This window comes from Flavobacterium kochi (assembly GCF_048286715.1).
GTDB lineage: Bacteria > Bacteroidota > Bacteroidia > Flavobacteriales > Flavobacteriaceae > Flavobacterium.
Genome location: NZ_JBLVPW010000037.1, coordinates 11987 through 33448 on the forward strand (window position 1 = coordinate 11987; position 21462 = coordinate 33448).

The following is a 21462-nucleotide window of genomic DNA, read 5'->3' on the forward strand; positions in this document are numbered from 1 at the left end:
ATAAAATGAAAACAGATTGACATCGATTCGAAAATGTTTGTAAACAGGACCGTCAAAAAAACTGAAATTGGTTTTAAATTCAGTCCAAAACTTACAGCTAAGAATCCTGGATAACTGATTGCTGGTGCTACTGAAAGCGAAGAAAAAGGAGATGAAATGGTTAAAAATGCAATTGATACTGGCGGTCCCATTTATAAAACGACAAGATTATGACAAATCTTGTTTATAAATAAAAGTGCTATGCCAACGATAGTAAATTTTAATATGTAACCTATAAAACCATATATCATGAAAATTGCAATCATCATTATTCGATCTTTACTTGGGCTTCTTTTCCTTTATACCTCAATCAGCTTTTTTTTACACCTGTCTCCTGAGGCTGAAACGACCGGAAACTTCAAAGCATTTAATGTTGGCTTAATGGCTTCTACTTATTTGATGCCTTTAGCAAAATCTTTGGAATTTCTTTGCGGATTATCATTTGTTACCGGACGCTATGTAACCTTGGCTAATCTTATAATTTTACCAGTTACCTTAAACATACTACTGATCAATTTTTTCTTAACACCAGAAAACTTACCCATTGCATTATTTGTGTTTTTTGGAAATATCTTTTTGATCTTTAGCCATTGGGAAAATTATAAAAGTGTATTTGTTGCTAAATAATTTAGAATCTAAATAATAAACCCGCTGAGACAGCGGGTTTATTATTATAAAAAATATGTTTTCTGATTATACATGCAAGGCTCTATTGTCAGTAGCGGCTAATGCAGCTTCTTTTATTGCTTCTGCAAATGTTGGATGCGCGTGAGACATTCTTGAAATATCTTCCGCTGATGCTTTGAATTCCATTGCAGTAACCGCTTCCGCAATTAAATCCGCGCAACGGGCACCAATCATATGAACTCCTAAAACTTCATCCGTTTTTGCATCAGCAAGAATTTTTACAAATCCATCTAAATCTCCACCTGCTCTTGCACGGCCTAAAGCCTTGAATGGAAAACTTCCTGATTTGAATGCTACACCGGATGCTTTCAACTGTTCCTCAGTTTGTCCTACAGCAGCCACTTCTGGCCAGGTATAAACAACCCCCGGAATCAGGTTATAATCAATATGTGGTTTTTGTCCCGCTAAAATTTCAGCCACCATTGCTCCTTCTTCTTCAGCTTTGTGGGCCAACATCGCTCCACGAACAACATCACCAATTGCATAGATAGTAGGAACTGAAGTTTGTAAATGATCGTTTACTTCCACCATTCCCCTGTCCGAGATTTTTACCCCTGCTTTATCAGCATTTAATCCATCTGTATAAGGACGACGTCCCACAGAAACCAATGAATAATCTCCTTCAAGCGTAATGGTTTCTCCTTTTGCATTTTCAGCTTGAACTACAACAGCCTCACCATTTCTTTCCACTGATTTCACTTTGTGCGAAACATAGAATTTCATGCCTTGTTTCTTCAATACTTTAGTCAATTCTTTAGATAATGAAGCGTCCATTCCAGGAATAATCCTATCCATAAATTCCACTACAGAAACTTGCGCTCCCAATCGTAAATACACTTGACCCAATTCAATCCCAATTACTCCACCACCAATGATCACCAAATGTTTTGGTACTTCTTTAAGTTTTAACGCCTCGGTAGAAGTGATGATTCTTTCTTTATCAATCTTGATAAACGGTAAAGAAGATGGTTTTGAACCTGTAGCGATAATGATATTTTTAGCTTCGATAGTTTCGGAAGTTCCATCCGCCTTTGCAATAGCCACATGAGTTGCATCAACAAATGAACCCAATCCTTCAAGAACTGTAATTTTATTTTTGTCCATTAAAAATTTTACACCACCTGAGGTCTGATCTACAACGGCTTGTTTGCGCGCAATCATTTTTTCAAGGTTCACCTTTACTTCCCCGGAAACTTCAATTCCGTGATCTGCAAAATGAGCAATTTCGCTGTAATGATGAGAGGAAGCAAGCAATGCTTTTGAAGGAATACAGCCTACATTCAGGCAAGTTCCTCCAAGAGTTGAATATTTTTCGATAATTGCTGTTTTAAAACCCAGTTGTGCACAACGAATTGCTGATACATATCCGCCTGGTCCAGAACCTATAATGACTACGTCAAATGAACTCATAGTATATTTTTTTTATTGTGTTTTTATAAAATGTCGCACAAAATTAAGGAATTAAGTTTTGTTTAAAGTTTAATTTATAAGGTTTTTTGTTATGAATTTTTAGCAATTAACATTTACATGCCTTTGAATACCTACTCAAAATGACATTTATACTAAATATCAACAACGGTCGTGTTTTTCACTTCGTTAATCATGAAGGTACTGTGTGTACTTCCTATATGTTGTAATGTGGTCAGTTTTGTAACCAAAAATTCGCGATAGGCCTCCATATCTTTTACCACTATTTTCAGTATATAATCGTAATCGCCGCTCACATGATGGCATTCTATCACTTCTTTTAGCTTTACCACTTCATTTTCGAATTTAGCAATAAATTCCCTGGTGTGCTGGATCAGTTTAAGGTGACAAAAAACCACAAAAGCTTTCTCGACTTTCGAACGATTGATTAACACAACGTATTTATCGATTATCCCTTCCCTTTCCAGTTTTTTAATGCGTTCGTAAACGGCAGTGACCGAAAGATTGAGTTTTAAGGAAAGTTCTTTGGTTGTTTTCTTGCTGTCGGATTGTAATAAAAAAAGCAGCTTTTTATCTGTTGCATCTAAGACCATTTTACTAAAAATTTTGAATGGATAAATAATCTATAAAATTCTTATTTAAGCAGCTAATTTAGAAAATTAAATTATATTATTCGTTTTTTATAGTTTTAAAATCCAATAATAAGCAATAGTATTGATTATTAATCTAAAACAATGTTATTTTGAATCCATTCTGTACAGAAAGAAATCCCCGGCCTGGTGGCATCTTCACCTTTAAAAAGTAAAAGATATGCCGCACGGCAGGAATAGCTAATAACCAATAAAAAAATATGAAAAATTTCAACCCCGCAGACAACATTCAGGATTTACAGTACTTTGGCGAATTTGGTGGTGTAAACCCCTCGATTTCTGATTCATCAACCTATACTTTTTTATCGGCAAAAACGATGTTCGATACTTTTGAAGGTAATATGGAAGGTTGTTATTTATATTCCCGTCATTCCTCACCGAGCAATTTATATTTAGACAAAGCTTTGGCAGCGATGGAAGGTACCGAAACAGCGAATGTTTCTGCATCAGGAATGGGAGCAATCACCCCTACGCTGCTACAAATGTGCGGTTCGGGAGACCATATTGTTTCGAGCAGAACCATCTATGGCGGAGCGTATGCTTTTTTGAAAAATTTCACTCCAAGATTAGGCATCCAAACCACTTTTGTCGACATCACGAAATTAGATATTGTCGAAGCTGCCATTACACCAGAAACCAAAGTTTTGTACTGCGAGACAGTGAGTAATCCTTTACTGGAAGTGGCTGATATTGCTGGCTTGGCAAAAATTGCAAAAAAACACAATTTGAAATTGGTGGTTGATAATACTTTTTCGCCCTTATCGGTTTCTCCAGCAAAATTAGGTGCCGATATTGTAATCCACAGCTTAACGAAATACATCAACGGAAGCAGCGATACGGTAGGCGGTGTAACGTGTGCTTCTCAGGAATTTATTGATCGTTTAAAAAATGTAAATAGCGGCGCCAGCATGTTATTGGGTCCTACAATGGACAGCCTGCGCTCTGCCAGTGTGATGAAAAACCTGCGCACGCTACACATCCGGATGAAACAACACAGTTACAATGCCATGTATCTGGCGGAACGTTTTGAAAAAGACGGATTGAAAACGGTTTATCCGGGATTAAAAAGTCATCCAAGTCATGAATTGTATGCCACTATGATTAATCCCGAATATGGTTTTGGCGGAATGATGACCCTGGATGTTGGAACTTTGGAGAAAGCCAATGAATTGATGGAATTAATGCAGGCGAAAAATTTGGGATACCTTGCTGTGAGTTTAGGATTTTATAAAACCTTATTCAGCGCGCCCGGTACTTCCACTTCCAGTGAAATTCCAATGCAAGAGCAAATAGAAATGGGATTGACCGATGGTTTAATTCGGTTTTCTATAGGTCTGGACAATGATATTGAAAGAACCTACCAAATGATGAAAAAATGTATGACAGCACTGAATGTGCTGACATCAGAATCTCTTTTGACGGAATAATTTTTTTTTTAGTTTTTGTAGTTTGTTGCATCCGTTCGAAAGCATATTTCGAACGGATTTTTTTGGTCTAAAAAAACGCCTTGATTACAGTTTTAATATGTAAATCTTTAAAGTTTTAAGCTTCCTTCAAGTTCAACTTACTGTTATTACGGCTAAAGCCAAAATAAATCATCAAACCAATAAGCAACCAAATAGTGAAATAAATCCAGTTCCAGACACTGAGTTCTGCCATCATATACAAACAACAGATTAAACCTAAAAGTGGGATTAACGATAAATTTTCCTTGAATGACCAGACCGATAAGCCGACCAAAACAATCAGAAATATCCACATTGGGATTTTGTGTTTGAACAAACCAAAACCACTTTCATATTTAATGGCAGCTGCCACTGGCAAGCCTGCGATTACGCTTGCATATTTCGCATCGTCCTGTTGGTACTGGCTCAGTAAAAACTCCAAATCCGGAGTGTCGGTGGAGCTGTTTACACCGTCAATACCTATTAAATAATCATATACATTTTGAGTTTCCTGTTGATCCAATGCAGTAACGATAGCTTCCGGACTGTTGATTTGAGTCTCGTTAGTAATGAAATCCATTGTTGCCTTTTTATTGTAACCAAAAGCAAAAAACAATCCTATACTAATTAAAACAGGCATGATAAATTTTGAATTCACATAGGGTGTTTTAAATTTTCCACGAGGAATATCTGTTCGGTTTTGTAAAGCCAAAACGCCGGCACAAACTAATACGAAAGCAAATAAAGTTCCGATACTGCACAAATCCGTAACCATGGTCAGATTCAAAAACAAAGCGGGAACCGCTACTACAAAACCCGTAACAATTGTAGCGTAAGAAGGTGTTTTAAATTTAGGGTGCACTGTAGAAAAACGTTTTGGCAAAAGTCCGTCACGACTCATACTCATCCAGATACGGGGCTGTCCCATTTGGAATACCAGTAAAACACTTGCCATGGCAATTACAGCACTTACTGCGATAATTCCTGACATCCATTTCAAATGCAATTTATCAAATACAAACGCCAATGGATCTCCTACGTTCAAATCGTTGTAACTCACCATTCCGGTCAGCACCAACGCAATTGCTATATATAAAAGTGTACAAATAATAATGGCCCACATCATTCCTTTTGGTAAATCCCGTTGCGGATCTTTACATTCTTCGGCAGTTGTAGAAATAGCATCAAACCCGATGTACGCAAAGAATACTGCTGAAACTCCTTTTAATACTCCTGAAACCCCATTTGGAGCGAAAGGGTGCCAATTTTCCGTATCAACATAAAAAAGTCCTACGGCAATAACCAAAAGCACAATACATAATTTGACAACCACCATAATATTACTGGCATTTCGGGATTCTTTCATACCGCGATAAACCAACGCTGTAATCAAAACAATAATCAATAAAGCCGGTAAATCCGCTACAAGGTGCAAAGACCCTATAACCGGAGCGGTAGTCCACGCAGTGTAGGCTGCCTGTGTCGCCACACTTAAATTTTCAAATGTTTTTCCTCCCTGCATCAAAGCGGTTGCATCCCTAAATCCATTGGAAGCTGATAGATAATCCATTTGGACATACTGCGGTAAGTGAATCCCCATGCTATCGAGCAATCCGGTAAAATAATCACTCCACGATATTGCGACCGTTATATTTCCTACTGCATATTCCATTATTAATGCCCAGCCGATAATCCAGGCTATTATTTCTCCAAATGCGACGTAAGAATAGGTATAAGCACTTCCGGAAACGGGAACCATCGAAGCAAATTCTGCATAAGCAAAAGCGGCAAAACTACAGGCTATGGCCGTAAACAAGAAAAGAAAGATAACCGCCGGTCCTCCATCAGCACTGGCTTTTCCAATGGTACTAAAAATTCCGGCCCCAACAATTGCTGCAATTCCAAAGGCAGTCAAATCACGCGCCGTTAAATGCTTTCCAAGTGCATTATGACCGTCCGCATTATTTTTTTCAACCTGTCTTAAAATATCCTGTACCGTTTTCTTCCTGAATAAATCTGAAAATGCCATATTGTAAATTTTATCATCAAAAATTAATATACCGTAAGTGTTGCAGTTTCGACTCGCAAATAATGTAAATTGTATAAAAAATCAAATATCATAAAACAATTTCGATATTTGAAATTTTACGGAAAGAATTTTGTTTTAAATTTCAAGTTTTATTCCGTATTTCATTTTTTTAAGGCTAAAAAAATGACAAATAATCATTTTACAGCGGTATTTTACACGAAATAATAGATATAAAATAAAGTTTTTCGACCGAATTCCTTTTTTACAAATATTATACATTTAATGTTTCAAAACAAGTCCAAATCTATTTTAAATAGGACTTTAAAACCGAGACCGGATGCAGCGCTTTTCTGGTTGTCCCGTCAAAAATCTGATGGCGACAACTGGTTCCCGCGGCAGCAATGGTTACAGTGGCATCAGTCGCCCTGATTTTTGGAAACAAAGTATCTTCTCCCATCTGCATACTAATATCATAATGTTCTTTTTCATAGCCAAAAGAACCCGCCATACCACAGCATCCTGAATTATATATCGTAACCGAACTGTTTTTTGGTAAATTCAACATGGCAAAAGTCGCTTCAATAGAACTCAGCGACTTCTGATGGCAGTGTCCGTGGATTTTTATTGTTTGCTCCCGGTCAGAAAATTGTTCTGAATGAATTTTTCCTTTTGCACTCTCATTTTTGAAAAATTCTTCAATGGTAAATACATTGTTGGATAGTTTTTCGGCATTTTCTTTGTCATCTGCCAAACGGAGGTATTCATCTCTAAAAGTCAATATCGCCGATGGTTCTATTCCTATCAATGGACAGTCGGTAGCAATAATAGTGGAAAAAATAGCTACGTTTTTATTGGCAATCACTTTTGCCTCTTCTAGAAACCCTTTAGATATAAAAGCTCTTCCGCTTTCCTCATGATCCGCTATTATGACCTCATAGCCGAGTCCTGTCAATAATTGATAGGCATCTATACCAACCGGGACATCGTAAAAATTAGTAAACTCATCACAAAACAGATATACTTTTCCGTTTGCAAAAGAATCGCTTGTTGCTTTTGATTTATTTTTTTTATACCAGCTTCTAAAAGTAGCCGGAGCCAATAAGGGAACTTCCCTTTTTGGGGCAATGCCCATGCTCTTTTTGACCAAAGGCAAATTAACGATGAAATTGGTAATAGAAGGAGTAATACTACCGAGCTGATTTAGCTTAGCGTTGAAAGCAAATACTTTATTTCGCAAAGAAAATCCGTTTGCTTTTTGGTATTGGTATAAAAACTCCGATTTTAAGGCTGCAACATCCACATTACTCGGGCATTCACTGGCACAAGCTTTGCAACTTACACACAACTCAAATACTTTATATAATTCTTCGTGATTGAATTTATTTTCCTTTTCTGAATGCGTCAAATATTCTCTCAGCGCGTTGGCTCTGGCACGAGTGGTGTCTTTTTCGTTTCGTGTGGCGCGATAACTTGGACATAAAGTACCACCTGCTGACGGTAATTTTCTGCAATCGCCGGAACCATTGCATTTCTCTGCCGCACGCAAAATCCCCATACTGTCCGAAAAATCCTGAATCGTTTTTATGTCCGGTTCCAGTCTGCCCGCTTCCACCCGAAGGTTTTCATCCATTTTGGAGGCATTTACAATTTTTCCGACGTTTAAAATTGTATGGGGGTCAAAAGCCTTTTTTACCCGTTTTAATAATTCGTAGTTCTTTTCTCCAATCATAAAAGGTAAAAACTCTCCGCGCACTATTCCGTCTCCATGTTCCCCGCTCAATGAACCTCTGTATTTTTTTACCAAAACAGCCACTTCGGTTGCGATGTTTCTAAATTGGTGCAGTCCTTCTTTTGTTTTTAGGTTTAAAACAGGTCGCAAGTGAATTTCTCCGGCTCCGGCATGTGCATAATAAATGGCACTCTGACCATGACGCTGCATCATAGCGGAGAACTCGGCAATATAATTTGGCAAATCACTCAGCTCAACAGCGGTATCTTCAATTGAATCAGCTGCTTTATCATCTCCTACTATACTTCCTAAAAGTCCCAGACCCGCTTTTCGCAACTCGTTTATTTTATCAATATCGGATCCGTAAATTTTAGGCAAGGCATACCCAAAATTATGCAGTTCAAGATCTGCTATCAGCGCATCCGCTTGTGATTCTGCATCATCCATACTAATATGCGATGCCACTTCAAGCATTATAACTGCCTTGGGATCCCCTTGTATAAAAAACCTGTTTTTGGCCTGCTCTCTGTTGGTTTTGGTACAATTCAGAATCGTATCATCCATCAGTTCACATGTATACAAATGATGTTTCATCGCGGTGACTACAGCCTCTAAACTTTCCTGAATGGAATGAAAATGGGCTACCACCATGACATTATTTGTTGGCGGTAAATCATCTACTTTCAACGTGATTTCCGTTGTAAATGCTAAAGTACCCTCGCTTCCACAAAGCAATTTTCCTAAGTTTATCGTTTTTTCCGTTCCTGAAAACAGTTCCGATTTTAATAATAAATCTATTGCATAACCCGTATTTCGCCTGTGAATTTCAGGCTTTGGAAACTCCTTTACAATTTCTTTCTGGTTTTCTGTATTCGAAAGTTCCTGATAAATGGTCTTATAAATGGTATTCTCAAGTGTATCTCCTTTTGTTTTTTCAATGAATTCTTCCGAAGTCATATCTTTAAATACGGTTGTACTGCCATCACTCAAAACGGCTTTTAATTCTACTATTTTGTCTCGGGTAACTCCATAACGTATCGACGTGGTCCCCGATGAATTATTCCCTACCATCCCTCCTATCATACATCGATTTGAAGTTGAAGTATTGGGACCAAAAAACAACCCATGAGGTTTTAAATACAAATTCAGTTCATCCCGAATCACTCCCGGCTGTACTGTTACCGTTTTTTTTACGGGATCAAAAGCAACAATCCTGGTGAAATATTTCGAAACATCTACAATAATCCCGTTACCTACCGTTTGCCCTGCCAGTGATGTTCCGGCAGTTCTGGGTGTGATTGAAATCTTATTTTTTGCCGCAAAGCGAATAATTTTGACAATATCCTCTTCCGATTTTGGAATGGCCACAGCAAGCGGCATAATTCTATAAGCGGAAGCATCAGTGGCGTATATCGTTTTATTAAGATCATCACATAAAAGTGTTCCTTCTAATGATTCGGATAATTGTTGTAATTCAAATGAGGTTAACATGGCTTATACATTATATTTTATAAAAACTGATACTACAGCTTTATTCGACAAATATAAATATATAGCGTATTATAAATTAAAAAAACAAATAAGAAAAATTCAAAAAGTTTATTCTTTTACAGAAAGTTAAATTTAAAAGCTTTTTGGCAAAGAAATTGCGCTAGTAAAATAAGTCAAATTTTATACCCTTTTTAACTGGTAAATTTCACTAAAAAAACTATTTTTGAATACTTTATAAATTACAATCCCAATGAAAAAATGCAAGCTTGCCCTGGTACTTATTTCGTGCTTTTTACTTTCTTCCTGGAATGGAAATGCACAAATGATGGCTGCAAATCCTAAAAATGAATTTAGAGCAGTTTGGATCGCCACCGTTGTTAATATCGACTGGCCAAAAAGCAGTACGGACAATGAAAACAAACAAAAAGCTGATTTTATTGAAATTTTAGATGCCTATAAAAAATTAAACTATAATGCTGTAATTGTACAAATCAGAAGTGTCGGAGATGCCTTCTATCCAACGGAATTAGCGCCATGGTCTCGTTTTTTGACCGGAAAAGAAGGACAGGCCCCAAAACCCTATTTTGACACATTGGCATGGATGATAAACGAAACCCACGCCAGAGGTTTTGAATTTCACGCCTGGTTAAATCCGTATCGTGCCACAATGGACCTGAACACGGCTATTTTAAGCCCGAAACACGATTTTTACCAACATCCGGAATGGATGATTAAATATGGCGGAAAATACTATTACAATCCGGCACTGCCAGAAGTGCAAAACCATTTATTGTCCGTAGTTGAAGAAGTTGTTGAAAAATACGACATCGATGCCATCCATTTTGATGATTATTTTTATCCCTATAAAATAAAAGGAGAACAATTTAATGACACCGATTCATTTAAAAAATATGGAAACGGGTTAAGTTTAGAAGACTGGAGACGTTCTAACGTCAATAATTTTGTAAAATGTGTTTCTCTTTCGATAAAAAGCATAAAACCCTGGGTACAATTTGGCATTAGTCCTTTTGGAGTCTGGAGAAATAAATCAGTGGATCCAAGAGGTTCTGAAACAGAGTCCGGACAAACCAATTATGATGATTTATTCGCTGATCCCATCGCGTGGATGCAAAACAAATGGATTGATTATCTCGTGCCACAATTGTATTGGAGCATGGATCATCCGAAAGCTTCCTATTCAAAATTATTGCGTTGGTGGTCTGAAAACTCAACCAATACAGCCATTTACATTGGAAACGGAACCTATAAAATAAATACCGATTCCGATAAAAAATGGAATAACCCCAATGAAATTCCGAATCAAATTGATATTACCCGTAGTTATAAAAACATTCAGGGAAATGTTTTTTTTAGTGCCAAATCATTTTTAAACAGAAATCAGAACGTAACACAACTATTGGTAGCAAACCAATACAAATACCCTGCACTTCCTACTGTAGTTCCTAATTCCATTAAAAAAATGGTTATTGTACCTACTGTGAACAGCGTTCTGGTAAATCCCATTTCTTCAAGCTTTAATGTTAAATATCCATTATACAGTAAAGTCCGTTATGTTATGGTTTATGGCGCTAAATTTAATTCAAAAATTGACATCAGTGATCCCAGTCAGATTATTGATAAAATAGCATTTAAAGAGAATATTGATACTGTTGAAATTGTGATTCCAACCTATAAATTAGATAAAAACACAAGCTGCGCCATTACATTCATCGATTTTTATGGTAATGAAAGTCAACCCACTTTAGTTAATTTCACACTATAAAATTTGAATTGAATATTATTCCATCTTAAATGAGAAAAGACAGTAGCCCCTGGTTTTGGATTCCATTATTAAATTTTGCGTCAGGTTTTCCGTATGCCATCATCATCTCCGTATCGGTCATTATGTACAAGAGTTTAGGCATCAACAATGAAGACATCGGAGTCTATACCAGTTTATTATACCTGCCTTGGGTTATTAAACCATTATGGAGCCCTTTTATAGATTTATATGCCACCAAAAGAAAGTGGTTTCTGGCGATGCAATTGGTTATCGCAATAGCCTTTTTAATTGTGGGACTAACCATTCCGATGAGCAATTTTTTCGTACTGAGCCTGGCTGTTTTTTGGGTTGCGGCCTTTGCCTCAGCTTCAAATGATGTTGCAAGCGATGGTTTTTATATGTTGGCTTTAGCCAAAGAACAACAATCTTTTTTCTTAGGAATCCGAAGCACTTTTTACAGACTTTCCATGCTTACCGCCAATGGATTAATCGTAATTCTGGGTGGTTTTCTGGAGCAAAAATATGGAAACAAAAGCAAAGCCTGGTCGTATACGATGATAATTGTAGCCCTGATTATGGTTTTTCTAACCCTCTATAACTTTTTTACCACTCCAAAAGTGGAAGAAACTAAAGCTGTAACTGAAACTGAAAAAAAACAGAGTTTCACGGTTGTTTTTAAAACCTTTTTTCAAAAGAAACAAATTGGAATTGTATTGACCTTTATATTGCTATTCCGATTGGGAGAATCCCAATTGTTAAAAATGTTAACTCCATTTTTAATAGATGAAAAAATCAAAGGCGGTATGGGATTGACCACTGAAGATGTCGGTATTATTTATGGCACCTTTGGAGTTACTGCGCTGGTAATCGGAGGGATCCTTGGTGGAATAGCCATTTCAAAAGGAGGTCTTGGTAAATGGATGTTACCTATGTTTTTAGCCATGCACCTGCCTATAATAGGATTCATTTTACTATCCCATTTTCATCCTGAATCCATTTTCTATGTTTATGCCACCGTAATTGCAGAACAATTTGGGTATGGATTTGGGTTCGCTGCCTTTATGATGTATTTGATTTACGTTGCCGATGGCGAATCAAAAACGTCTCATTATTCTATTGCGACAGGATTTATGGCTTTGGGGATGATGCTTCCGGGAATGCTGAGCGGATTTATTCAGGAATATTTGGGTTACGGAAATTTCTTTATTTGGGTGTTTTGCGCCACAATACCAGGATTAATCCTTTCCCGATTTTTACTTTTTCCTTCCGATTTTGGAAAAAAATCAGATATTTAATTTTACAAATTAAGGCTGTTTCAAAATGACATTAGAACAAAAAATAGGGCAATTTTTCTTCCCCGCCGTTTTTATAAATGATACCGAAGAAAACATCCTGGCAACCGAACGATTAATCACAGACCACAATATAGGCGGTTTGACTTTTTTTCATAGCAGGGCCAGTGCCGCAACAAATTATGAAACCAAGAAAAAAGTAGTTTTAAATGATGCCAGTTTTCAGCGTCTAAAAGAGCTCATTGTTCGCTATCAAAACTGTGCTACGACTCCCTTGTTGATGAGTATCGATGCAGAATGGGGATTAGCCATGCGCGTCGAAAAAACACCCCAATATCCTTATGCCATTACCCTTGGCGCTTTACCGAATAGTGAAAAACATTTGGTTTACGAGGTAGGCAAACAAATAGGTCTGGACTTAAAATCAGTTGGAATCCATTATAATTTAGCGCCATTGGCGGATATCAATACTAATCCCAATAATCCTGTAATTGGGTATCGTTCTTTTGGTGAAAATAAAGAAAAAGTAGCGCAATTTGCCCTTGAATACCTGAAAGGAATGAATGATGTTGGTATTTTGGGTTGTCTCAAACATTTCCCGGGGCACGGAAATACCAATGTCGATTCGCATTTAGGATTACCCGTCCTAGAAGAAACAGAAGCAGAATTATTAGCCAATGAGTTATATCCTTTTATACAGGGTATCGAAAACAATGTTGATTCTATTATGATCGGTCATTTGGCCGTTCCTGCTTTGAATGACGGAAAAGATACTTCGGCAACATTATCAAAATCGGTAATCCAAACGCTTCTGCGAGAGCAATTGGGTTACGATGGCCTGGTGATTTCGGATGCACTGAATATGCATAGCGTCTCCAAATTATATAAGAAAAAAGGACAACTGGAATGGGAAGCTTTCAATGCTGGAAATGATGTCTTGTGTTTTACCGAAAATGTACCGGAAGGAATTCAGGAAATACTAAAAAAAGCAACTCCGGACCGAATTGAAGCCAGTTTTAACAGATTGTGGAAATGCAAACAAAAAGCGGGAATTGTAAACAGGAAACTCCATTTACCAAATCTTTCACAAAGTGATTTTGATTTTGAAACCACTGTTGCCTTAAACCTGAAAATTGCTCAAAACTGTATTACAAAAATAAAAGACAACCACAATACCGTGACTGTTTTTGATGCCAAAAACAGAGAAGATCTCGCCAAACTCAGCCTCTATAAAAACACCAACAATACATTTTTTAAAAACCTGACAGCTGCCTTGCCTTCTCCTGAATTTTGTTATGGAACGGGAAGTGATCTGACAATAAAAGAATTGGAAGAAGCACTAATCCGTTTTGATACTATTATTATTTCATTGTTCGTTCCAAAGGCAAAACCTTTAAATAATTTTGATATTGAAGATGAAACACTTCAGTTTTTGGGTAATTTGTTCCAAAATAAAAAATGTGTTTTGTATGTTTTTGGAAACCCTTATGCACTTCAGGTGATCCCAAATTTAAAACACGCTTTAGGAATCGTTCAAATGTATCAGGATTTTACAGAATTTCAAGAAACCGCAGCGGAACAACTTTTAGAAAACACCCATTGCAAAGGCACTCTGCCTGTGACTGTTAACGGTATTTAATTCGTGGTTTTAATTTTAAAACACTCTGTCATAAGAAATATTTATTTATAAATAAATATTTATAATCAAACGCTATTATTTCAATTCAACCGTTTAGGCTATTTTTGCACCATCAAAAAAATTAATTAAAACAAATAATATGTCATTAGTAGGAAAAAAATTCCCAAGCATTGCAGTAGACGCTATCTCAGAAATGGGTGATAATCTAAAAATCAATATTTTCGAAGAAGCTACAAAAAACAACAAAAAAGTACTTTTGTTTTGGTACCCGAAAGATTTCACATTCGTATGTCCAACTGAATTACATGCTTTTCAAGCTGCTTTACCAGAATTTGAAAAAAGAAATACAATTGTTATAGGTGCTTCTTGTGATACCAATGAAGTGCATTTTGCCTGGTTAAATACACCAAAAAATAATGGTGGAATCGAAGGTGTTACCTACCCTATTCTTGCTGATACCAACAGAAACCTATCCAATATCTTAGGAATTCTTGATATTGAAGAAACAGGATACAGTGAAGAAACGGATTCTATTATTATCGAAGGATCTAATGTAACATACAGAGCTACTTACCTTATTGATGAAGAGGGAAAAATTTTCCACGAAAGTGTAAACGATATGCCATTAGGCCGCAACGTAAATGAATATTTACGTATGGTTGATGCGTACACACACATACAGGAAAAAGGTGAAGTTTGTCCTGCCAACTGGGAAGCCGGAAAAGAAGCAATGAGCGCTGACAGAAAAAGCACTGCGGAATATTTAACTTTAAACTAATAAAACAATGGCAATAGCAATGGCAATTTCACTATTTTAAATTGCCATTGGATTTTGTTACTCAATTAAAAAATCAAAAACTATGTTAATCGAATTAAACGAAGATACTTTAGCGGATTTAATTGCAAAAGACGAAAAAGTTGTAGTTCAATTTTCGGCCTCATGGTGTGGAAATTGTCGCATTATGAAACCAAAATTCAAAAAATTGGCTTCAGAAAACGAGACAATTACTTTTGCTCTTGTTGATGCTGAAAATTTTCCTGAATCAAGAAAATTAGCTAATGTGAGTAATTTACCGACTTTTGCCACTTTTGTAAATGGTAAATTAGTAAACGAAACGCAAACGAATAAACAAGAAGTACTGATTGAATTAGTTAACGAAATTGTTTAAAAGTCTTCCTAAACAGCATACAATTCCTATTATCTATTAAAAAAACTCAGATGAAATTACCGGTTATTAAGCATTTAACGCAGTTTATAGAAGAAAATGATGAAGATTACATCATAGAAACAATTGAAGTTTTGGAAGCAATGACTGAAATCATTTCATTGAAAGATGAAGAATTAGATGTAATTGGCGAATTAATTTCTAATATGTATGGTGCTTTGGAAGTAAACAAACTGGTAAAAACCGGAACTGATAAAAAAGAAGCTTTGAACGGTTTTATGAAGCGTGTTCTGGGTTCTATCGACAAATAAAAAAGAAATTTTAATTCAATATTTCTAAAAACGCAGTCCGAAACGGCTGCGTTTTTTTATGCATCTCATAAAATAGATAGTAGGTTGTACGGGTTTACTTAATACTCCAAAATCTTGAACTTTATCACTAAGTTTCCTCACTAAATCTTAAATAATTTTCATACTTTTGAACCTCATTAAAAAACAAAAATTATGGCTTCGATAACATTAAAAGGAAATCCAATAAATACCTTAGGGGAATTACCAACAGTAGGCTCAAAAATGAGTGATTTTAAATTAGTTAAAAACGATCTGTCCGTTGCTACACTAGGTGACTTTGCCGGAAAAAAATTAGTTTTGAATATTTTTCCAAGTATTGATACAGGTACCTGTGCCACATCCGTTAGAAAATTTAACGAAAGCGCAAGTAAATTGGAAAATACCAATGTACTATGTATCTCAAGAGATTTACCTTTCGCCCAAAACCGGTTTTGTGGTGCTGAAGGACTTGAAAATGTTATTAATTTATCTGATTTCCAAGCTGGAGCTTTTGGTAAAACCAATGGTTTGGAAATTGTAAACGGTCCTTTAGCCGGATTGCATTCCAGAGCAATCATTGTAGTTGATGAAAGCGGAACAGTTACCCATACCGAGCAGGTTTCTGAAATTGTTGATGAGCCAAATTACGAAGCGGCATTAGCAGCACTTTAATAGTATCTGAATGGAATTTGAAAAAGACAATACTTTTTTTACCGGAAGATTAAAAAGTGTCACGTACGCTTTTAAAGGTGCCGTAAAATTAATTAGCACTGAACACAGTATAATGGTACAATTTTCATTGGGTATACTAATGACTTTTGCCGGATTCTATTTTGGAATAACTTCCACACAATGGCTTTTTCAAACCTTGGCCATTGGCCTGGTGATGAGCATTGAAGGTTTAAATACGGCTGTTGAAAAAATAGCCGATTTTATTCATCCAAATTATCATGAAAGAATTGGATTTATCAAAGATATTGCTGCAGGAGCAGTTTTTTTTGCTGCTTTAACAGCAATAGTAATCGGTTTAATCATATATATACCAATACTTCTGTAAGGTATTATTACAATCAAGAATGGCAAAAACAACAAAAACAGCACCTTTAGATAAAAAAAAGGATTCTGAAAAGGAGGTCAATAATCCATTGCAACTAACCAAACAACACAAAATTGTTTTTGGTTCCCTTTTGGTATTATTTTCAATTGCTTTATTATTTGCATTTATTTCCTTTTACATTTATGGACAACAAGATCAAAGTGCTGTTGGTGAATTGACCGACAGAACCGAAACGGTCCACAATTGGCTAGGGAAATTTGGTGCCTTTTTAGCAGATCTGCTTGTTTATAAAGGTTTTGGACTTGCCGCATTTATATTGGTACGTCTGTTTTTCCTGACAGGAATGTATATGGTTTTGGCTATTTCGTTAAAAAAACTGAAGAATATTTGGTTTTGGGATTTATTCGTAATCATTATTGTATCGATTTTGTTTGGATTTTTTGCCACTTCAGCACCCGAATTAGGAGGGACAATTGGATTTGAACTGAATTTATTTTTGCAGGATTACATTGGAAAAACAGGAACTTTATTGATTTTGTTGTTCGGATTAATCATTTATGCAATTTTCAAAATCAAAATTTCCCCCGAAAATATTCAATCTTTTTTTGACACTACAAAAAAAGAAATCAAAGCTGATTTAGCCACTATTCCGCTAAATGGAGCAAAAAGCAGCGGGTATAATTTAGAAGAATTTGCGGTTGCAGAACAGGAAATTGACGACATTCATCTGAAAACAAATGGTACCCAGTTCGAAATTAACAAGGAAGCGTTAAAACCAACAATCAACAATTCCTCCGAAATTAATCTGGACCCCATAGCGAAACCTCTTGCCATGGCAGTGACACCAGCGGCCAGTCCGGAAATCATTTCGAACCCTTTGGATACTTTTGTTATAGAAACTGCTCCGGAAGAAGATATTATTGAGGAAAATTTAGCCTCCCGATTGGTGGCTGATTTTGGATTATTTGATCCAACCCTGGATTTATCCAATTATAAATTCCCCACGATAGACTTATTAAAGGAATATTCAACCGGAGGAATCACCATCAACCAGGAAGAACTGGAAGAAAATAAAAATAGAATTGTTGACACGCTGCGCAATTACAAGATTGAAATTGCCCAGATAAAAGCTACTGTCGGACCGTCAGTTACCTTATATGAAATTGTACCGGAAGCGGGTATTCGTATTTCAAAAATCAAAAGTTTAGAAGATGATATCGCCTTGTCACTTTCGGCATTAGGAATTCGTATCATTGCTCCTATTCCAGGAAAAGGGACCATCGGAATCGAGGTTCCCAATAAGAATCCGACAATGGTTTCGATGAAAAGTGTTATTGGTTCCGCCAAATTTCAGGAAGCCGAAATGGAATTGCCAATCGCTCTTGGAAAAACAATTTCGAATGAAACTTTTGTGGTTGATTTAGCCAAAATGCCTCACTTGTTGATGGCGGGAGCTACCGGACAGGGTAAATCAGTTGGATTAAATGCTGTTTTGACTTCGCTTTTGTACAAAAAGCATCCAGCCGAAGTTAAATTTGTTTTGGTCGATCCTAAAAAAGTAGAGCTAACCCTTTTTAATAAAATTGAAAGACATTATTTAGCGAAACTTCCGGACATGGATGACGCTATCATTACTGATAATGCAAAAGTGGTCAATACCCTGAATTCACTTTGCGTAGAAATGGACAACCGCTATTCTTTATTAAAAGATGCGATGGTACGGAATATCAAAGAGTACAACGATAAATTTAAAGCTCGAAAACTGAATCCGGAAAACGGACACCGTTTTTTACCTTATATCGTTCTTGTTGTAGATGAGTTTGCCGATTTAATCATGACGGCAGGCAAAGAAGTTGAAGTTCCCATTGCCCGTTTGGCACAATTGGCACGAGCTATTGGAATTCACTTAATTATAGCGACCCAACGACCTTCTGTTAATGTAATTACAGGTTTGATAAAAGCCAATTTCCCTGCGAGAATTGCTTTTAGAGTTACCTCCAAAATTGATTCCCGAACCATTCTTGACACTCAGGGTGCTGATCAATTGATCGGACGGGGTGATATGCTTTACACCAACGGAAATGATGTGGTTCGCGTACAATGTGCCTTTATAGATACACCAGAAGTAGAAAAAATCACCGAATTCATCGGTTCTCAGAAAGCCTATGCGACAGCTTATCTGCTTCCGGAATTTGTTGGAGAGGAAAGTGGCATTAATCTTGATATGGATATTTCCGAAAGAGATACTTTGTTTAGAGAAGCCGCCGAAATAATAGTAAATGCACAACAAGGCTCGGCTTCATTGTTACAAAGAAAACTAAAATTAGGTTACAACAGAGCAGGTCGATTAATTGATCAATTGGAAGCCGCTGGAATTGTAGGCCCGTTTGAAGGAAGTAAAGCACGTAGTGTAAACATTCTGGACATGAGTTCTCTTGATCAATTTTTCAACAATGAACAAAACAACTAACACCATGGAATCAAAGATTCAAGAATTAAAAAAAAATAATATAAAAAGGATGAGTAGATTTTTTCAAATTGCAGCTTTACTATTTTTTAGTTTTTCAATTCAAGCGCAAGACAAAAAAGCGAAAGACCTTTTAGATCAGGTTACAGCAAAAGTCAGAAGTTATAATAATATCGTTATTGATTTTAAATATTCTTTGAATAATGCCAAAGAAAATATTAACCAGGACAGTAAAGGAAATGTAACCATGAAAGGCAATCAATTTGTATTGAATTTTATGGGAGTCACTAAAATTTTTGACGGTAAAAAAAGCTATACCATTGTTCCTGAAGATGAAGAAATCACTATTTCTAAAGTAAGTGACAAAGACGACAATGCCATCACTCCCTCCAAGTTATTGACTTTTTTCAACTCTGGTTACAGATATAATATGGATATTTTGCAGGATGTAAAAGGAAGAAAAATTCAGTACATTAAATTGGTTCCTACCAATGCAAAAGATCAAAGAAAAGAAATATTATTAGGCATTGACGTACAGACCAAACACATCTACAACTTAATTGAAATGGGTAAAAAAGGCACAAAAACTACTTTAACCGTTAATTCTTTTAAAACCAACCAACCTTTGTCAAAAAATCAATTTACCTTTACCGAAAGTAAATATCCAAATTACTACATCAATAAATTAGATTAATTCTTAGGTGAAAATTCTTGACAAATACTTATTAAAAACATTTCTGACTACATTTACAACTGTATTTGTAATACTATTTTTCATTTTTATACTTCAGACCGTTTGGTTATTTATATCCGAATTGGCAGGTAAAGATTTGGATTTACTAATGATTATCAAGTTTTTGGGATTTTCAATGCCTCGAATAATCCCTTTGGTTTTACCGCTATCAGTACTATTGGCTTCGATAATGACTTTTGGGGATTTGTCCGAAAATTATGAATTGGCTGCTATGAAATCGGCGGGTGTTTCACTGAACAGGGCCTTGAAAAGCTTAACTATTTTTATTGTTATATTGGGATTCATCGCCTTTCTTTTTGCCAATAACGTCATTCCTTTTGCGGAATATAAATTCATCAATTTCAGAAAAAACATTGCTCAGGCCAAACCTGCTCTGGCAATCGCCGAAGGTCAGTTTAGTGATGTTGGTTTTTATAATATCAAAGTGAATAAAAAATCCGGAGAGAATGGAAATTTCCTGACCGGAATTACAATCCACAAAAAATCAAATCTTGGTGACGGCAGTAAAACCGTTATCAAAGCCAAAAATGGAGAATTGATTAGCAGCGAGAAATCCAGCATTCTGCAATTGGTACTGAATAATGGCTACTATTACGAAGATATCGTTCCCAAAAAATATGAAGACAGAAGCAAAATGCCATTTGCTAAAAGTTCATTTAAAAAATACATCATCAATATCGATCTATCAAAACTGAATAAAGTCGATGTGAATGATCAGAGCATCGCAAATACCAATACGATGCTTAATGTGAGTGAATTAAATTATACACTGGATTCCTTACATAAGAATTTAAAAACGGATATCCTTTCGTTTTCGGAAAACATGAATCAGCGCATTGCAATTCCGAGGGACAATAAAATAAAGCCACTCAAAAAAAGCAAACCGCTTCCCAATAATATATTGTCATTATACAACAATGATGAAAAATCTAAGATTTTAGAACTTGCCATCAGTAATCTGGCAAGTACAAAATATAACATCGATGCCAGTGAAACGGAATTTAAAGCAAAACGAAAAAACATCAACAATCATTTATTGGCATTTTACGATAAATTCGTAATTGCATACGCCTGTTTTTTGATGTTTTTTATAGGAGCACCTTTAGGAGCCATCATCAGAAAAGGGGGGCTTGGACTACCTATTATTTTTGCCGTTTTAATTTTCATAACCTTCCATTTTATAAATACTTTTGGCAAAAGAATTTCACAGGAAAATGGATTAACTCCATTTATGGGTGCCTGGTTATCTTCGATAATCCTCTCCCCCTTGGCTATTTTATTAACATACAGAGCCACAAATGATATTGGACTAATAAATATGGATGTTGTTTTGGCACCATTCCAAAAAATATATAAAAAAATATCGAGTTACTTACATAAAAAACACTTATATTTATAGTAAATACAAGGATATGGAAAAGATATTTCAGGGTGAGAATATTTTAGAGTTTATAAAGACATTCCCAGACGATCAAAG

Annotated in this window: 17 protein-coding genes; 13 read left to right on the plus strand and 4 right to left on the minus strand. The window is 36.0% G+C overall.

Features of this window, described 5'->3' with window-relative positions:
- Positions 1–288 precede the first annotated feature (288 nt).
- Entirely contained in the window at positions 289–666 is a 378-nt protein-coding gene (locus ACNQGH_RS20215; RefSeq protein WP_417957825.1) for a DoxX family membrane protein, read from the plus strand.
- Positions 667–732: 66 nt separating this feature from the next.
- Here the strand turns inward: ACNQGH_RS20215 and lpdA are convergent, their stop codons facing one another.
- Together lpdA and ACNQGH_RS20225 are read right to left on the minus strand one after the other, a co-directional pair.
- Positions 733–2136, minus strand: coding sequence for a dihydrolipoyl dehydrogenase (lpdA, locus tag ACNQGH_RS20220; protein ID WP_417957826.1), 1404 nt, complete (start codon positions 2134–2136; stop codon positions 733–735).
- A gap of 152 nt (positions 2137–2288) precedes the next feature.
- The gene (locus ACNQGH_RS20225; RefSeq protein WP_417957827.1) at positions 2289–2747 is read right to left on the minus strand and encodes an Lrp/AsnC family transcriptional regulator; all 459 of its coding nucleotides are present in this window, start codon (positions 2745–2747) and stop codon (positions 2289–2291) included.
- A 257-nt stretch (positions 2748–3004) separates the two neighbouring features.
- On the opposite strand from ACNQGH_RS20225, the gene ACNQGH_RS20230 reads away from it, so the two are divergent.
- On the plus strand, positions 3005–4231 hold the full coding sequence (locus ACNQGH_RS20230; protein ID WP_417957828.1) for an aminotransferase class I/II-fold pyridoxal phosphate-dependent enzyme: 1227 nt from the start codon (positions 3005–3007) through the stop codon (positions 4229–4231).
- 115 nt (positions 4232–4346) lie between these two features.
- Here the strand turns inward: ACNQGH_RS20230 and ACNQGH_RS20235 are convergent, their stop codons facing one another.
- On the minus strand, positions 4347–6278 hold the full coding sequence (locus ACNQGH_RS20235; protein ID WP_417957829.1) for an amino acid permease: 1932 nt from the start codon (positions 6276–6278) through the stop codon (positions 4347–4349).
- Positions 6279–6582: 304 nt separating this feature from the next.
- Positions 6583–9498, minus strand: a complete 2916-nt coding sequence (locus tag ACNQGH_RS20240) for an FAD-binding and (Fe-S)-binding domain-containing protein (RefSeq protein WP_417957830.1) — start codon at positions 9496–9498, stop codon at positions 6583–6585.
- A gap of 250 nt (positions 9499–9748) precedes the next feature.
- Between ACNQGH_RS20240 and ACNQGH_RS20245 the strand changes: the two genes are divergently transcribed.
- From ACNQGH_RS20245 to ACNQGH_RS20295, 11 genes are all read left to right on the plus strand, one after another.
- Entirely contained in the window at positions 9749–11281 is a 1533-nt protein-coding gene (locus tag ACNQGH_RS20245) for a glycoside hydrolase family 10-like protein (protein WP_417957831.1), read from the plus strand.
- Between the two features lie 29 nt (positions 11282–11310).
- Positions 11311–12576 (plus strand): MFS transporter, encoded by a 1266-nt coding sequence (locus ACNQGH_RS20250; protein ID WP_417957832.1) that lies wholly within the window; start codon positions 11311–11313, stop codon positions 12574–12576.
- A gap of 25 nt (positions 12577–12601) precedes the next feature.
- The gene (locus ACNQGH_RS20255; protein ID WP_417957833.1) at positions 12602–14212 is read left to right on the plus strand and encodes a glycoside hydrolase family 3 protein; all 1611 of its coding nucleotides are present in this window, start codon (positions 12602–12604) and stop codon (positions 14210–14212) included.
- A gap of 139 nt (positions 14213–14351) precedes the next feature.
- Complete coding sequence (locus ACNQGH_RS20260; protein ID WP_417957834.1) at positions 14352–14990, plus strand: peroxiredoxin; 639 nt, start codon at positions 14352–14354, stop codon at positions 14988–14990.
- A gap of 82 nt (positions 14991–15072) precedes the next feature.
- Positions 15073–15381, plus strand: coding sequence for a thioredoxin family protein (locus tag ACNQGH_RS20265; protein ID WP_416835483.1), 309 nt, complete (start codon positions 15073–15075; stop codon positions 15379–15381).
- Between the two features lie 50 nt (positions 15382–15431).
- A complete protein-coding gene (locus ACNQGH_RS20270) occupies positions 15432–15689 on the plus strand; it encodes a DUF6952 family protein (RefSeq protein WP_417957835.1) in 258 nt (85 codons plus the stop codon).
- A 192-nt stretch (positions 15690–15881) separates the two neighbouring features.
- Complete coding sequence (gene tpx / locus ACNQGH_RS20275) at positions 15882–16379, plus strand: thiol peroxidase (protein WP_417957836.1); 498 nt, start codon at positions 15882–15884, stop codon at positions 16377–16379.
- 10 nt (positions 16380–16389) lie between these two features.
- Positions 16390–16764 carry a diacylglycerol kinase family protein gene (locus ACNQGH_RS20280; RefSeq protein WP_417957837.1) on the plus strand — a complete coding sequence of 125 codons (375 nt, stop codon included), beginning with the start codon at positions 16390–16392 and terminating at the stop codon, positions 16762–16764.
- 19 nt (positions 16765–16783) lie between these two features.
- The gene (locus ACNQGH_RS20285; RefSeq protein ID WP_417957838.1) at positions 16784–19234 is read left to right on the plus strand and encodes a DNA translocase FtsK; all 2451 of its coding nucleotides are present in this window, start codon (positions 16784–16786) and stop codon (positions 19232–19234) included.
- 49 nt (positions 19235–19283) lie between these two features.
- Positions 19284–19925 (plus strand): outer membrane lipoprotein periplasmic chaperone LolA1, encoded by a 642-nt coding sequence (gene lolA1 / locus ACNQGH_RS20290; protein WP_417957839.1) that lies wholly within the window; start codon positions 19284–19286, stop codon positions 19923–19925.
- A gap of 7 nt (positions 19926–19932) precedes the next feature.
- Positions 19933–21384 carry an LptF/LptG family permease gene (locus ACNQGH_RS20295; RefSeq protein WP_417957841.1) on the plus strand — a complete coding sequence of 484 codons (1452 nt, stop codon included), beginning with the start codon at positions 19933–19935 and terminating at the stop codon, positions 21382–21384.
- The last annotated feature ends 78 nt before the right edge of the window (positions 21385–21462 follow it).

Bases quoted from the DNA above. Each gene is read 5' to 3' on its own strand.
- ACNQGH_RS20215 (WP_417957825.1), top strand. From the start codon at position 289: ATGAAAATTGCAATCATCATTATTCGATCTTTACTTGGGCTTCTTTTC.
- lpdA (WP_417957826.1), bottom strand. From the start codon at position 2,136: ATGAGTTCATTTGACGTAGTCATTATAGGTTCTGGACCAGGCGGATAT.
- ACNQGH_RS20225 (WP_417957827.1), bottom strand. From the start codon at position 2,747: ATGGTCTTAGATGCAACAGATAAAAAGCTGCTTTTTTTATTACAATCC.
- ACNQGH_RS20230 (WP_417957828.1), top strand. From the start codon at position 3,005: ATGAAAAATTTCAACCCCGCAGACAACATTCAGGATTTACAGTACTTT.
- ACNQGH_RS20235 (WP_417957829.1), bottom strand. From the start codon at position 6,278: ATGGCATTTTCAGATTTATTCAGGAAGAAAACGGTACAGGATATTTTA.
- ACNQGH_RS20240 (WP_417957830.1), bottom strand. From the start codon at position 9,498: ATGTTAACCTCATTTGAATTACAACAATTATCCGAATCATTAGAAGGA.
- ACNQGH_RS20245 (WP_417957831.1), top strand. From the start codon at position 9,749: ATGAAAAAATGCAAGCTTGCCCTGGTACTTATTTCGTGCTTTTTACTT.
- ACNQGH_RS20250 (WP_417957832.1), top strand. From the start codon at position 11,311: ATGAGAAAAGACAGTAGCCCCTGGTTTTGGATTCCATTATTAAATTTT.
- ACNQGH_RS20255 (WP_417957833.1), top strand. From the start codon at position 12,602: ATGACATTAGAACAAAAAATAGGGCAATTTTTCTTCCCCGCCGTTTTT.
- ACNQGH_RS20260 (WP_417957834.1), top strand. From the start codon at position 14,352: ATGTCATTAGTAGGAAAAAAATTCCCAAGCATTGCAGTAGACGCTATC.
- ACNQGH_RS20265 (WP_416835483.1), top strand. From the start codon at position 15,073: ATGTTAATCGAATTAAACGAAGATACTTTAGCGGATTTAATTGCAAAA.
- ACNQGH_RS20270 (WP_417957835.1), top strand. From the start codon at position 15,432: ATGAAATTACCGGTTATTAAGCATTTAACGCAGTTTATAGAAGAAAAT.
- tpx (WP_417957836.1), top strand. From the start codon at position 15,882: ATGGCTTCGATAACATTAAAAGGAAATCCAATAAATACCTTAGGGGAA.
- ACNQGH_RS20280 (WP_417957837.1), top strand. From the start codon at position 16,390: ATGGAATTTGAAAAAGACAATACTTTTTTTACCGGAAGATTAAAAAGT.
- ACNQGH_RS20285 (WP_417957838.1), top strand. From the start codon at position 16,784: ATGGCAAAAACAACAAAAACAGCACCTTTAGATAAAAAAAAGGATTCT.
- lolA1 (WP_417957839.1), top strand. From the start codon at position 19,284: ATGAGTAGATTTTTTCAAATTGCAGCTTTACTATTTTTTAGTTTTTCA.